Origin of the sequence: Pseudoduganella sp. (assembly GCF_041914865.1) — a bacterium.
In the GTDB taxonomy this organism is placed as follows: Bacteria; Pseudomonadota; Gammaproteobacteria; order Burkholderiales; family Burkholderiaceae_D; genus Rugamonas.
Window position 1 is genome coordinate 1 of the sequence record NZ_JAYSCO010000058.1, and the last position, 13,792, is coordinate 13,792.

The window sequence follows — 13,792 nt, forward strand, 5'->3', positions numbered from 1 at the left end:
GGCAAGGCATGCTGCTGACCAGCCAGTCCGCGCGCGGCGCCTCCGGCCAGGTGCTGGATTCACGGCCTGCCAGCAGACAGGTTACCGCCAGCAAGCAAACCCAGACTTCGCTCGCCCAGCAAGCCAAGACACACAAGGCCGACCTGCCCAAGGAAGCCGAAACGGACAAGCTGCCGGCCATTTCCGGAATGGAGCGCACCGTAGGGATTCTTGAGGCAGACAATGGCGAGGGTGTCAAAGCCTACAACTCGCCGCTGCTTCAATTGGACAGCCCCGCAGGCATCGTAGCGGCGACGCCCGCCAATGCAATACTCGCTTCGGACGTGAGCAGCAGCATTGCGGCCGGTCACGCGATCAACTTCGCCACACAGGGCAATCTGCACCACGCCGCGCAGGGAGGCATCAGCCTGTTCAGCTACGGCAAGGCCAGCGATCCCGCCAAACCTGCCAAGGAAACCGGCTTACACCTGCACGCGGCAAGCGGCAAGTTCAGCTCCCAAAGCCAGGAAGCCTCAACTTTGCTCACGGCGGATAAGTTGCTGACGGTCGCCAGCATCAACGCGGAAGTGAATGTCGCGGCGAAGCAGCACGTCCTGCTGACAACCCAGGGGGCTGCGATCAGGATCGAAGGCGGCAATATCACCCTGAACGCTCCTGGAAAAATCGATTTCAAAGCCAGCAAGAAGGAACTCTCTGGCGCGGCCAGCGGAGAAGCAAGCCTGCCTGCGCTGCCTAAACCGGACCAGGCGAAGAACGACATCGATCTGATGTTCCTCTACGACGACCTGGATGCAGTCCCGGGCGCCCCCTATAAAGTACGCTTTGCCGACGGCACAGTGCGCGAAGGCACGCTCGATGACAAAGGCCAGGCGCGCCTGCTGAGCGTTCCTTACGGCGAATACACCGTGGAGTTTGGCGAAGACCCGCGCGACTGGGAGCCGCCGCCGCTCGAACCCGGTCAACACAAGGATCCGAAAGTACGCGAACAAGGCAGGCTGGCTATTGAACAAGCGCGCCTCGAACATGAAAGGAAGCAAGCGTGAGCATTATTGACGACTGCGTCCAGTTCCTTGAAGACCTGATTCTGGGCGATTTCAACGAAGAACAAATGGTTTCGGCGCAAATAATTGGCGGCTTGATCTCGCTGATTCCCGTTGTCGACCAGGTCATGGACGTGCGGGACATCAGCGGCTGCCTTTACAACATCAACAAGCACGGCGGCATGGCCAAGGCCACGCTGGACCAGAAGATCACGCTCGGCTTCGCAGCCTTCGGGGTCATTCCCGAAGTGGGCAGCGCTTTCAAGACCGTCTTCAAGCCGCTGTACAAGGAACGCAAGGCACTGAAAGGCGCCTTTAACGGCGGCGTCGCCATGGTCGAACGTATGCTCGGCGTGAAGAAAGGCGGCGCCGTGAAATGGGTGCGCGCATTGGATTGGGCGGGCAACACGCAGGCAGCCATCGTCAAGGCCAACTTCGCACTGGAAAGCAGTATCCAGATGCTGGAATATATCGCCGCCGGCCATTGGTGGTGTCCGGACCATCTGGAACAACTGGCACGCGACGTTATCCCTTCCATCAAATCCTTGCGTGGCAAGCTCGCTGCCCCAATCAGGGAGGCCGCAGCCGAAATCAAGAAGTTCCTCGAGGAGCTGCTGGGCGAGCACGCCGCAGCGGTCGCGCTGGCATTGGCACAAAATGCGGCGACGACTCCGCGCGGCGCCCACGGTGGCCCCACACGCAACAACGCGGTCACCCCAAGGGCCGCGCGGGACCGCCGGCACGAAGTGGTTGCCGAAAGACCGCGCACCCAAGGTAAAGTCAGCGCGTCCAAGGCTGTCACGGTCACTCAGCGCTTGGCATACGAAGGCTATAAAGCGCTGAACTTTGCCGCCAAGGGCCTAATGGCGGAGCATATCGTCGATCACTATGTGATCGAGAAGATGAATTGGGGTCTCGATTGGAACGTACACGATACGATTGATGTAGGATCTGGTCGCAAAGCGGGCTGGCAAAATGACTTTAGGAAGATCAACGACAATCAAACTCCGCTCTATTTGTGCACCCCAAGCAAGCATGTGCTTCAAGCTGGTATCGACTCCGTGTGGTTCACCAATCGTGCGAAGTCCCAACAATACGCAATCGTCGAGGCCAAGGCAAATATGAATCCTGCAGCGGACTTGCTGAGCATGCTGGGAGAAGCGAAGAGCTTATCGGCGAGCGATGCTGTGCAAACTCCGCCACCTGCCAAGGGAAGAAAAAAAGCACAATCCACAATGGTATTGCAGATGAGCAAGAAATGGGTGGATGATCGGATCCGCAAAGATTTCTTCCGTCTAGAAACAAAGATGTACCGAAACTACTCCCGCCACGTGTTTCTTGTGACGCCAATTCAAGCGGCCGAGCACACTGAAGTAATGACGAAGATACTTAGTGAGGGTTTGGTCGATAATCCACGTGCAGCGCAGCGATACGCAGAACAGCACGCTGAGCATAACATTCAGCGTGCGTTCACGGCTCAAGACATCGACGCTGCAGAAGCACGGTATATAAAAGGCGGAAAGCCGAAGAGAAGCACAAAGCCCAGGAAGCCAAAAAAATGACTGAAATTGACTTCAATCGATTGCGCCGCCAACCCCTCATTGGCGAACAGAGCTATTTAAGTATGCTTGAATGGTTTAATGAAGATTTAGAAGAATTGCGCGAAAAGCTGGCCGAGCCCACAGACGATCCACGTGACACCGTCGCCGGCTTAACGGCATGCGCATACCGCTACTGGAACGCTTTTCAGTTGCGGCTTACAGGCGGGGACGACCTAGCGTCGCTCGCTCCCTACCTGACGCAAGTCGTGGAAGCCTTCGAAGACGTTGCAGTGGCACTGAATGACGTCCCGGATGCACATTACTATCCGCCCTTTGTCCTCAATGACATGATCGACACCTATGTCGATTATTTAAACCTGCTATCCGCTGCGGTTTTGCTTCACCGCGAGGATCTCATCCCGCGCATCTACGAACTAATCGCAGAGACTGACTACGACGAGTCCGATGCTGTGATCGAAACGCTTCTCAGCTTCTACCTGCCGAACCGGCCTAAAATGGACTTCCACTTTTGGAAGCCCTACACACCACTCTTCAACGCGATCACTCAGCAAGATCCAGCCGAACGCGCAAAAGGCATGGAGAAGTTTGTGAAGAACTGGTACAAGTCCATGAAAGGCGTGGCGCATTTCTGGGGCAAGCATGAACAGATTGAACCGGACTTCTCGCCATACTTTGGCTACTGGGCGATGTGCGCGGGCGCATTTACGTATCTGCTTGACATCGATGACTCCAGGTACCGGGATGAAATGGTTTATCCCAAGGACATGGTTGAATATGCTCGCAGCCAGCCACGTAACAGCGTTGAGCTGGAAGATGGCAGCACCATCCTTCGAGTGCTTGGCGGCCAGCCATGCCCAACGGCGGGCCATTGGTTCAGCCCAGCGAAGCCAGATAGCGGCCGCCATTTCAAGAAGGATGAAATTCTGCCTGTCTTCGATTCAGCTTATGGACTAACAATCTGGCAATTGGAAAAAAACGAGGGAAGCCAGGATCCTCAGCCCATGCTCTAAAGCCGGTTTCAGAATGCCGGGGACCCATGCCCGAAAACTGGCATGTGGTGATCGCTCGACGTCGTGCCGATCCGCAAGTGCTTGACGATGTGGCAGCCGAACCAAGCAGATAGCTTATGCTGAAACGTCGCCACTATTTCCCGCTATGACCGAGATGAATCGAGTATTCGAGAAAGCACGACGCCAACCGCTTATTGACCAACAAAGCTACCTGGCCACGCTGAGATGGTTTGACGAGGACACCCGGTTAGTTGCGCAAAAGCTGGCCGAACCAACCGGCGATCCACGCGATAATGTCGCAATCCTGAAAGCCTTCGCGCTGCAATGCTGGGATACCCTGCGGCTTCGATACACCGCTGGCGAAAGCCTTCCTGAACTCGCGTCATACCTGACCACAGTGGTGGAAGCTTATGAACGCGTGGTCGACGAACTCGAAAAGGTGCCGGATGAGCTGTACTACCCGCCTTTCGTGTTCGACGACATGATCGACAACTATGTCGATTACGTGAACATTCTTGCTACCGCAGTACTGCTGCACCGCGAGGACCTGATTCCACGCATCCATGCGCTGATCGAGGGCACGGACTACGACAAGGCGGATGTCTTGATCGAAGGCTTGCTTGCGTTCTTCCTGCCAGAGCGGCCTAAGGTGGAGAACTGGTACTGGAAGGCCTACACGCCATTGCTAACGGCGCTCAACTGCACTACGCCGCATGAGCAAGCAAAAGGCATGGAGAAGTACGTCAAGGGCTGGTACAAGTCGATGAAAGGCGTGGCGCATTTCTGGGGCAAGCACGAGCAGATCGAGCCTGATTTCTCGCCTTACATGGGCTACTGGGCCATTTGTTCAGGTGCGTTCACCTACCTGTACGACCTTGACGACGCCGGATACCGCGACGAGATGGTCTATCCAAAGGACATGGTGGATTATGCGCGCAGCCTGCCCCGCAACCAGGCGAGCTGGAAGGAGGTCTTGTGAGCCTGCGCGTTCCTGGTGGCCAGGCCTCTGGCAGTTTGACATCCCCCCTGCCCGGATCAACCGGCGGACAATCGGTGCGGCCGGTTACTCAAGCGCCGGATGCCGACTTCTCTAGCTTGCTGCGACTGTAGACGCGGCATTCCTCCTTCTTCCAACGTCCTTCACAAACGCGGATGCGGCAGCGGGCCGCTTCCTGCTTGCCTTGCTTCTTGCATTGCTCGAGCGCCCTGGGCAGGGAGATCCGGGCGTTGCTCGATGTTTTCTCGTACTTGGCGTGCGCCACCAATGCGGCCAGGAGTTCGACGTCGTTGTCCGGCTCGGCCGAACTGCTGGATTGTGCTTTGGACGCGGGCTTGGCAGCCTTGCTCGCCACGGGCTTCTTGGCTGGCTTGCTTGCCGTCGGCTTGGCGGCCGGCGTTGCGCCGCTCTCCAGCATCTGCGCCAGCGATTCGTTTGGTTTGCCGGTTGCGGGCGGTGGCGCCTCGTCGACGATGGTGGCGGTCTGCACTGGCGCAGCCGGTGCCGGTGGCGCGTCGAGGGCGGCGGCGAGGACCGCGGGCGTCGCGGCTCCCGGTTCGGCGGCTGGCGCTCCGGCTGCAGCTGCGGGTGCGGCAACCGGCGCGGCCGCAGCCGGTGGTGCGGCCGCAGGTGCCGGCGCTGCCGCCAGCGGTGGCGCGGGTTCCGCCTCGCCGCCGAACTGGCTCACCGCCAGCGCCGTGACGGCGGCGAAAACGGCCACGCCGCCGGCCAGCCATAGCGGCTTGCGGCGCGCGGCGGCGGGGGCCGGGGCACTTGCCGCCGGGGCGGCCAGCGGCGCCACCTGATGTTGTTCAAGCGCTACTTGTTGCTCTGCCGAGAGCAGGCTGGGGCGAGCTGCCGGCTTCTTGGTTTCGTTACTTTGTGACAATGGATTGCTCCCCGTAAAGATTAGCAATAATTTACTTTATCTCAGGAAAAGGTGGCGCACTCTTCAACAGACAGCCTTTAGTGGAGGGGCGCACGATTGAAATCCAAGCGAACGCGCCTTATCAGAACTTCAAGATATACTTTCCCGCGATAATTATTTGCCAGGCCGACACGCGCCCAGATAGTTATCAAAAGTGTAATTGCATTTATCGGGGTCAATGTGTTTTTCCTTGCCGTATTGCTGTATTTCCTGCTGGCTTGCGCGCTGAGCTGGATGGTGCTGTTCCCTGCGGGGCGGGCCTATGTCGCGCGTCGCCTGGAGCTGGCGGGCGGCCGCCTGCAGCGTCGCGTACAGGAGCTGGCGCGGCGCGGCAGCGGCCAGGCGGCGGCTCTGGGCAGCGAGTCGGCAGCGGCCGTGCGCAGCGGCGGCAGCTTCCTGCGCGAGCACTGGTGGAGCGCGCTGGCGGCGCTGCTGATCATGCTGCTGCCGGCGCTGGTGGCGTGGATGTCGAGCAGCCGCACCATGGTGGGCGGCTTCGATGCGCCGGTGCGCGAGACGAACCAGCAGGTGGCCTCGCTGCTGGAAGGCGAACAACTGGTCCCGCCACCGCCCCTGCCGCCGATGCTGTTCACCACGCCGGAGGTGGAAGTGGTGCGCCCTGGGCTGGTGACGGCAAGCCGCGACTGGGCGCTGCTGGAGAAGGCTTATGCACAAAAACTGCTGCAGGCTTTCCGCATCATGAAGGAGCAGCACGGTTATGACATGGCGCTGCTCGAAGGCTACCGCAGCCCTGAGCGCCAGAACGCATTGGCGGCGCAAGGCAGCAATGTCACCAATGCTGCTGCGTTCCAGAGCTGGCACCAGTATGGCCTGGCCGCCGACTGCGCGTTCCTGCGCGACGGCAAGCTGGTGATTTCGGAGCGCGACCCGTGGGCCATGCGCGGCTACCAGCTGTTCGGCGAGGTGGCCGAGAGCCTGGGCCTGACCTGGGGCGGGCGTTGGAAGATGATGGATTTTGGCCACACGGAGCTGCGTGTGGAAGGCGTAAGAAGGAAATAGGAGTACACGATGCCAGGAGCATTCATCCGTTTGGGCGACAAGACCTCGCATGGGGGCACCGTGCTGGAAGCCTCGCAGCAGAGCGACAGCGGCGGCAAGCCGATCGCGCGCATGGGGGACAAGGTGTCCTGCCCCAAGTGCGGCAACAACACTATTGCCAGCGGCGACCAGGCGCTGGTCGTGGACGGCAAGGCCGTGGCGCGCCATGGCGACAAGACTGCCTGCGGCGCGACGCTGATCGCGAGCCAGCAGAACACCATGGACGCGGTGTGAGGCGCACATGCAGAACTGGTTGAAACGCAGCTTGCTGGTGCTCTCCGTGTTCGGCGTATGCTGGATCGGCGCCATCTGGTATTGGCGCAGCACCACGCGCATGCCGGAGACGGGCGACCTGGCGTTGGCCATGTTGGCCATGCCGCTGCTCGTTCTCAGCATGGTATGGCTGGGCAACAAGGCTTACGCAGCGCGCAGCTCCGATGCGACGCAAGCGTCCAGCGCGGCGCCGGCGCAGGAGGCGCAGGATGGCGCTGCTTCGCACGACGCTGCGCCTGGCGCTGCGGCCAACGCGCCGTGGCTGCCGCTGGGCGTGACCGGCGCCGCGCTGCGCATGCCACATGGCGACGCGCCGGCGGAACTGGCGTCGGCTATCGCGGAGGGCGAGGCTCGGCTCGACCTGGATCCTGAGCTGACCGATATGCAGGGCTTCCCGATCATGGCGGGCCGTGTGGCGGAGATCGATCTGGAACCGCTGCAGGAATGGCTGTCCGGCCAGCCTGCCACGCGCGTAAAACCGCACCAGCTGCGCGCACTGGCGCTGGGCGGCGAGGTGGCGGGCCAGCTGGCGATAGATGCCGCAGCCAGCGGCGACGACGGCGTCCTGCAGTTGCTGCCGCTGCTGCCGGAAGACTGGCCGGCAGCGCTGCAGGAAGTGGCGACCGGCTGGCTGGCGCATTGCGCCGCCGAAGCGGGTTGGCCGCGCGAGCGGCTCACCGTGCGCCACCTGCAGCCCGGCGCGCCAGCCTCGGTGCCCGGCGCCCTGCGCGACCTGGCGGCACAGGCGGTCAGCGCGAGCGCTCCGGCTTTCAGCATGCTGCTGGCCTGCGATTCGGCGATCGATGCCGACGCGGTCGAGCAGCTGGCTATCAATGGCAAGCTGTATGGCCAGCGCAATCCAAACGGGCGCATGCCGGCCGAAGGCGCGGCGGGCGTGCTGCTGCAGCCGGCGCCGGCGCGCGAAGCCTTGCGCTTGCTGGCACTGGCGCACGGTGCGCCGGACCAGCCGGCGCCGCCGCTGGCGCAACTGGCGCAACAGGCCATGGAACAGGCGCAAGCCGTGCTGGCGCAAGCCGCGCCGGCCGCCCCTGGCGCCCCGCTGGCGATCGATTACATCTCTGCCGACACCGACCATCGCGTGGCCGCCGTGGCGGACCTGATGCAATGCGTGGAAGCGCGCGCGCCCGGACTGGATACCAATACCGCCCTGGCCTGCGTGGGCGCCGCCTGCGGCCATACCGGTGCGGCAGGCGCCCTGGCGGCACTGGCGCTGGCGCTCCAGCAGGCGTCCGACAACGAAGGCCACGCGCTGTGCCTGGCCAACGGCAACCCGCGCCAACCTTTCGCACTGCTGGTCGGCCCGCTCCCGGCTCCCGCCGCGGCCCCGGCCAGCAGCGCACCAACCCTTAGCTAACCTTGCAAGAGTAGAAAAATGATGCAAAGAATCCGGGACATCCTGACTTCGCGCACCGCCTTCCTGATCTACGGCTGGATCGCCTTCGCGGCCTTCCTGCTGTTGGCGGCGGTGCTTCTGGAGCTTCCCTACAGCCTGGCCTTCGGCGTGCTGGCGGCCGCCCTGCTGCTCGGTGCGGCGATCTGGTCCTGGCGCCGCTACCGCGCGCGCAAGGCCGCCAGCCAGCTGGGCGGCATGCTGGAGCAGCAGGCTGCGGCGGCGCCCGCCGCCAATGCCGCACCGCGCCACGAGACCGAAGCGCTGCGCAAGCGCATGCTGGAGGCGATCCAGACCATCAAGACCTCCAAGCTGGGCCTACGCTCCGGCAACGCAGCCTTGTACGAGCTGCCCTGGTACATGATCATCGGTAACCCGGCCGCCGGCAAAAGCACGGCGATCGCCAACTCCGGCCTGCAATTTCCGCTGGCGGGCAGCCGGATCGTGCAGGGCGTTGGCGGCACCCGCAACTGCGACTGGTTCTTCACCACCGATGGCATCCTGCTCGACACGGCAGGCCGCTATTCCGTCAACGACGAGGACCGCGCCGAGTGGTTCAGCTTCCTGGGTTTGCTGAAAAAGTACCGCAAGAAGGCGCCGATCAACGGCATCATCATCGCCGTCAGCATTGCCGAACTGGCGGGCAAGCGTCCCGAATTCGCCATCGAGCTGGCCAAGAACCTGCGCCAGCGCGTGCAGGAACTGACCGAGAAACTGGAAGTGCATGCGCCGGTGTACATCGTCTTCACCAAGGCGGACCTGATCAACGGCTTCACCGACTTCTTCCACGATTGCGAGATCGGTGAGCGCGACCGCGTGTGGGGCGCCACCCTGCCCTACCGCAAGAACAACTCGAACGAAGCCCTGCTGCAGCAGTTCGACGAACGCTTCGACGAGCTGTACGAAGGCTTGAAGGAAATGAGCATGGCCAATATGGCCCTGCAATGGCGCGAGCGCCTGCCATCCGGCGTGTTCACCTTCCCGCTCGAATTCAACTCGATCAAGGCGCCGCTGCGCACCTTCGTCGCCACCCTGTTCGAGGAAAACCCGTTCCAGTTCAAGCCCGTGTTCCGCGGCTTCTACTTCACCAGCGCGCTGCAGGAAGGCAGCGGCGTTTCCGCCACCTCGCACCGCGTGGCGCAGCGCTTCGACCTGAACCTGCAGCAGCAGGAGCAGCACGAATCGGAGCAGCAGCACGGCTACTTCCTGCTCAAGCTGTTCCGCAACGTGATCTTCGCCGACAAGCAGCTGGTGGCGCAGTACGCCAGCCCGGCCAAGATCCGCATGCGCTACGCCGCCTTCTTCGGCGCGGTGGCGCTGAGCGGCCTGCTGCTGGGCGGCTGGAGCTGGTCCTACATGGGCAACCGCCAGCTGGTGGCCAATGTGCAGGCCGACCTGGATAAAGCCGTCAAGCTGCAGAAGCAGCGCCCGGAACTGGCGGCACGCCTGGAGGCGCTGGAGATCCTGCAGGACCGCATCGAGCAGCTGGCGCGCTTCCGCGACGACCGCCCGCTGTCGGTCAGCCTGGGCCTGTACCAGGGCGAACTGCTGGAGCGCAAGCTGCGCGAAGAGTACTTTGCCGGCGTGCGCGAAGTGATGCTGAAACCGGTCAGCCAGTCGCTGGAAACCTTCCTCGGCGAAGTGAACGCCAATGCCGACCGCCTGCAGCCGCTGGCGCGTCCGGCGGCCGCCCCTGCCGCTGCCGCCGGCGGCGGCGCCAGCCCGGCCCCGGCCAGCGCCGCCGTGGCGCAGCAGTTCAAGGACGCCTCGCCGGAGAACGTGGAGGACGCCTACAACGCGCTGAAGACCTACCTGATGCTGGGCGATAAGTCGCGCGCCGAGTCGAGCCACCTGAACGACCAGCTGACCCGCTTCTGGCGCGTGTGGCTGGAGTCGAACCGCGGCAGCATGCCGCGCGAGCAGATGATCCGCAGCGCCGAGCGCCTGATCAGCTTCTACCTGGCCGAGATCAACGACCCGTCCTGGCCGCAGGTGGAGAACCGCCTGGCACTGGTGGACCAGTCGCGCAACACCCTGCGCGGCGTGGTGCGCGGCATGCCGGCGCGCGAGCGCGTATATGCCGACATCAAGGCGCGCGCTTCGACCCGCTACCCGGCCATGACGGTGGCGCGCATCGTCGGCGAGCAGGACCGCGAACTGGTGCTGGGCAGCTACTCCATTTCCGGCACCTACACCCGCGCCGCCTGGGAAGGCTATGTGCGCGACGCCTTCAAGGAAGCGGCCAACCGCGAGCTGCAAAGCGCCGACTGGGTGCTGAAAACCGCCAGCCGCGACGACCTGACGCTGGAAGGCAGCCCGGAACAGATCCAGAAAGCGCTGGTGGACGCCTACAAGAACGACTACGCCAAGGAATGGCAGAAGTTCCTGCAGGGCGTGGCAATCAAGGACCTGGGCGGCTTTGAAGCGGCGGCTGCCGCCATGAACCGCCTGGGCGACCCGCAGGCTTCGCCGATCTCCAAGCTGGTCAACACCGTCTACCAGGAAACGTCGTGGGACAACCCGTCCCTGCTGGACGCCGGCCTGCAGCGCGCGCAGCGCAGCGTGGGCGACTGGTTCCGCGAAACCATCCTGCGCCAGAAGCCGTCTCAGGTGAACATCAACCTGCCGGCCAACGCACAGCCGGGCGCCCCGCTGCCGCTCGGTCCCGTGGGCCGCGAGTTCGCCGGCGTGGCGCAGCTGGTGGTGGCCAAGAACAACGACGCCTCGCTGATGCGCGGCTATATGGACAGCCTGGCCAAGCTGCGCGCGCGCTTCAACCAGATCAAGAACCAGGGCGACCCCGGTCCGGGCGCCAAGCAGCTGATGCAGCAGACGCTGGACGGCAGCGGTTCCGAGCTGGCCGACGCGCTGCGCTATGTGGACGAGCAGATGCTGGTCGGCATGGCCGAACCGCAGAAGCAGGCCATCCGCCCGCTGCTGGTGCGCCCGCTGATGCAGACCTTCGCCGTGATCGTGCAGCCGACCGAAGCTGAGATCAACAAGGTGTGGGCGGCCCAGGTGCTGGAGCCGTTCCGCAAGGACCTGCAGCCCAAGTACCCGTTCGCCACCGATTCGCGGGTGGAGGCAAGCAATGCCGAAATCGGCGTGGTGTTCGGCCCGGACGGCGCCGTGGCCAAGTTCTTCAACACCACCATCGGCCCGCTGGTGGTGCGCCGCGGCGATTCGCTGAGCGCCAAGACCTGGGCCAATATGGGCATCAACCTGTCGCCGGCCGTGGCCAGCGCTTTCCCGGGCTGGATCGCGCCACTCAGCGCCAACGGCGTGGCCAACCAGGCCAGCGGTGAGGAAGCGCAGACGCGCTTCGAGCTGCAGACCGTGGCGGTGACCGGCGTCAGCGAATACACCATTGAGATCGACGGCCAGTCGGTGCGCTGGAAAGGCCAGCCGCAGCCTTGGGTGCCGATGGTATGGCCGAACCCGCAGGGCGTGCCCGGCTCGCGCATTACCGCCTTCACGCCGGACGGCAAGAAAGTGGTGGTGCTGGAAGAACTGGGCCACTTCGGCCTGAAGAAGATGATCGATGCCGCGCAGCGCAAGCGCCGCCCGGACGGCAGCTTTGAGCTGAACTGGACCAATGGCGGCGTGACCGTGGCGGCCAACCTGCGCCTGCTGCCGGCCGCGCCGGTTGCTGCGCCGGCGCCGGCACAGGCCAGCCAGGGCTTCCGCAAGCTGCGCCTGCCCGACACCGTGGTGGGCGGCGCCCCGGCGCCCGCCGCCGGCGCACCGGCCATCGCCGCCGCGGGAGGCGCGCAATGAGCCGCACCGCTACCGCAGCCGCCATCGGCTACTTCGGCAAGATCCCCAGCCGCGCCGACTTCGTGAAGGGCGGCAGCGATCCGAAGACGCTGCAGGTGCTGGACGACTGGCTGGCGCGCTCGATGGACATGCTGAGCACCGACGCGCGCTGGAAGCTGACCTACGACGCGGTGCAGCCGCTGCACTTCGCCCTGTTCGGCCCGCGCCGGCGCGGCGCCATTGCCGGCCACATCGCCGCCAGCAGCGACCAGTCGAGCCGCCGCTTCCCGTTCCTGATGGCGGGCAGCGTCGACATCGACGAGCCGACCGCCTTCGCCTCCAACAGCCCGCTGGTGCTGACGCGCCTGTGGAACCGGCTGGAGAACCTGAGCGGCGGCGTGCTGTCGGCGCCGGATGCCGCCGGTCCGCTGCAAGCGCTGAACGGCAACACGGTGGAACTGGACACGCGCGCCAGCGCCTATGAAGCGGCCTTCGCCGACTTCCTCGAGCTGCAGACCGTGGGCGGGCTGGACGCCATGCTGGCGCAGGCCGGCTTTACCGGCAGCGTGCGCCAAGTGCTGCTGGCCCTGGGCATGCTGCTGCAGCCGGTCATGGCCAGCAGTTCCAGCCGCCTGGAGAAAAGCCTGGTGCTGCCGCTGCCGAACGATCCGATGTACCGCTACCTGGTGGCCGCCTTCTGGATGCACGTGGTGACGCCGTTCCTGGCGCGCGCCGACTTCGAGCTGTCGCTGTTCGTCACGCGCCTGGACAACAAGCCGGTGCTGGTGCTGGGCTTCAGCGGCGCCTCGCCGCACACGCTGCTGGGCATCATGGACCCGCGCGTGGGCGAAGAGCGCCACATCGGCTTCGACCACGTCGACTGGGTGGAAGACCAGGTCAATGAGGACTACGCGGTACAGAAAGTATCGGCCTACCTGGCCCAGCCCGGCCTTTCCCTGAAATCCGCGCGCGACTCGCTGCGCACTTCCTTTATCGGAAACTGATATGCGTTACCTTCCCCTCCTCCTGCTGTGCGCCGCCTGCGCAGTCCAGGCGCAGACCCCCGGCCAGGTGGTGGCCAGCGGCACCGTGGCCGACGAGGCCAGCAAAAACGCCGTGCTGACCCGCCTGCGCGAAGTCTACGGCGCCGACAAGGTGCTGGACCAGATCACCATCGGCCCGGTGGCCACGCCGGCCAACTGGAGCACCCATGTGCAGAAGCTGATCACGCCCGGCCTGAAACAGGTCAGCCGCGGCCAGCTGAAAATCGACGGCACCACCGTCAGCGTGCGCGGCGAAGTCGCCAACGAGGCGCTGCGCCAGCGCATCGCCAGCGACTTTGCCGGCAGCCTGAATCCCACCTATACCGTGAACAACGGCCTGCGCGTGACCGCCAACGACCAGGGCGTGCTGGACCGCACGCTAGCCAACCGCATCATCGAGTTCGAAAGCGGCCAGGCGGTCCTGACGCCGTCCGGCAAGTCGATCCTCGACGAAATGTCGGCCGCGATGCTGAAGATGAAGGGCCAGAAAGTCGAGATCATCGGCCATACCGACAATGTCGGCCTGCGCACCAGCAACCAGAACCTGTCGCAGGCGCGCGCCGAGGCGGTGCGCAACTACCTGTCCGGCAAGGGCGTGCCGCAGGACACCCTGATCGCCTCCGGCCAGGGGCCGGACCGCCCGGTGGCCAGCAACGATACCGCCGACGGACGGGCGCGCAACCGCCGCATCGAGTTCCGCATGGCGCAATAAG

General features: G+C 64.0%; 11 protein-coding genes. 10 read left to right on the plus strand and 1 reads right to left on the minus strand.

All coding sequences use genetic code 11. From position 1 onward, the window contains the following. From ACE3TQ_RS21450 to ACE3TQ_RS21465, 4 genes are all read left to right on the plus strand, one after another. Positions 1–1,043, plus strand: a 1,043-nt coding sequence (locus tag ACE3TQ_RS21450; RefSeq protein WP_374584812.1) for a DUF2345 domain-containing protein, incomplete at its 5' end; no start/stop codon positions are given. After that, positions 1,040–2,602 carry a hypothetical protein gene (locus ACE3TQ_RS21455; RefSeq protein WP_374584814.1) on the plus strand — a complete coding sequence of 521 codons (1,563 nt, stop codon included), beginning with the start codon at positions 1,040–1,042 and terminating at the stop codon, positions 2,600–2,602. The genes ACE3TQ_RS21450 and ACE3TQ_RS21455, both read left to right, overlap by 4 nt. Further along, positions 2,599–3,612: a PoNe immunity protein domain-containing protein gene (locus ACE3TQ_RS21460; protein ID WP_374584816.1), complete on the plus strand. Its 1,014-nt coding sequence runs from the start codon at positions 2,599–2,601 to the stop codon at positions 3,610–3,612. Before ACE3TQ_RS21455 ends, ACE3TQ_RS21460 begins: the two co-directional genes overlap by 4 nt. 154 nt (positions 3,613–3,766) lie before the next feature. Beyond that, entirely contained in the window at positions 3,767–4,591 is an 825-nt protein-coding gene (locus tag ACE3TQ_RS21465) for a PoNe immunity protein domain-containing protein (RefSeq protein WP_374584818.1), read from the plus strand. Between the two features lie 88 nt (positions 4,592–4,679). On the opposite strand, the gene ACE3TQ_RS21470 is transcribed toward ACE3TQ_RS21465, so the two are convergent. After that, positions 4,680–5,498 carry a hypothetical protein gene (locus ACE3TQ_RS21470; protein ID WP_374584820.1) on the minus strand — a complete coding sequence of 273 codons (819 nt, stop codon included), beginning with the start codon at positions 5,496–5,498 and terminating at the stop codon, positions 4,680–4,682. Positions 5,499–5,717: 219 nt separating this feature from the next. Between ACE3TQ_RS21470 and ACE3TQ_RS21475 the strand changes: the two genes are divergently transcribed. The 6 genes from ACE3TQ_RS21475 to ACE3TQ_RS21500 are packed head-to-tail and all read left to right on the plus strand — an operon-like array spanning position 5,718 to position 13,791. Beyond that, a complete protein-coding gene (locus tag ACE3TQ_RS21475) occupies positions 5,718–6,557 on the plus strand; it encodes a M15 family metallopeptidase (protein WP_374584822.1) in 840 nt (279 codons plus the stop codon). A 9-nt stretch (positions 6,558–6,566) separates the two neighbouring features. After that, positions 6,567–6,830, plus strand: coding sequence for a PAAR domain-containing protein (locus ACE3TQ_RS21480; protein ID WP_374584824.1), 264 nt, complete (start codon positions 6,567–6,569; stop codon positions 6,828–6,830). A gap of 7 nt (positions 6,831–6,837) precedes the next feature. Continuing rightward, positions 6,838–8,244: a hypothetical protein gene (locus ACE3TQ_RS21485; RefSeq protein ID WP_374584826.1), complete on the plus strand. Its 1,407-nt coding sequence runs from the start codon at positions 6,838–6,840 to the stop codon at positions 8,242–8,244. A gap of 21 nt (positions 8,245–8,265) precedes the next feature. Continuing rightward, the gene (tssM, locus tag ACE3TQ_RS21490) at positions 8,266–12,057 is read left to right on the plus strand and encodes a type VI secretion system membrane subunit TssM (protein ID WP_374584864.1); all 3,792 of its coding nucleotides are present in this window, start codon (positions 8,266–8,268) and stop codon (positions 12,055–12,057) included. Then, entirely contained in the window at positions 12,054–13,040 is a 987-nt protein-coding gene (gene tagF / locus ACE3TQ_RS21495; protein WP_374584828.1) for a type VI secretion system-associated protein TagF, read from the plus strand. Before tssM ends, tagF begins: the two co-directional genes overlap by 4 nt. Position 13,041: 1 nt before the next feature. Continuing rightward, positions 13,042–13,791 (plus strand): OmpA family protein, encoded by a 750-nt coding sequence (locus ACE3TQ_RS21500; RefSeq protein ID WP_374584829.1) that lies wholly within the window; start codon positions 13,042–13,044, stop codon positions 13,789–13,791. Position 13,792 lies beyond the last annotated feature (1 nt).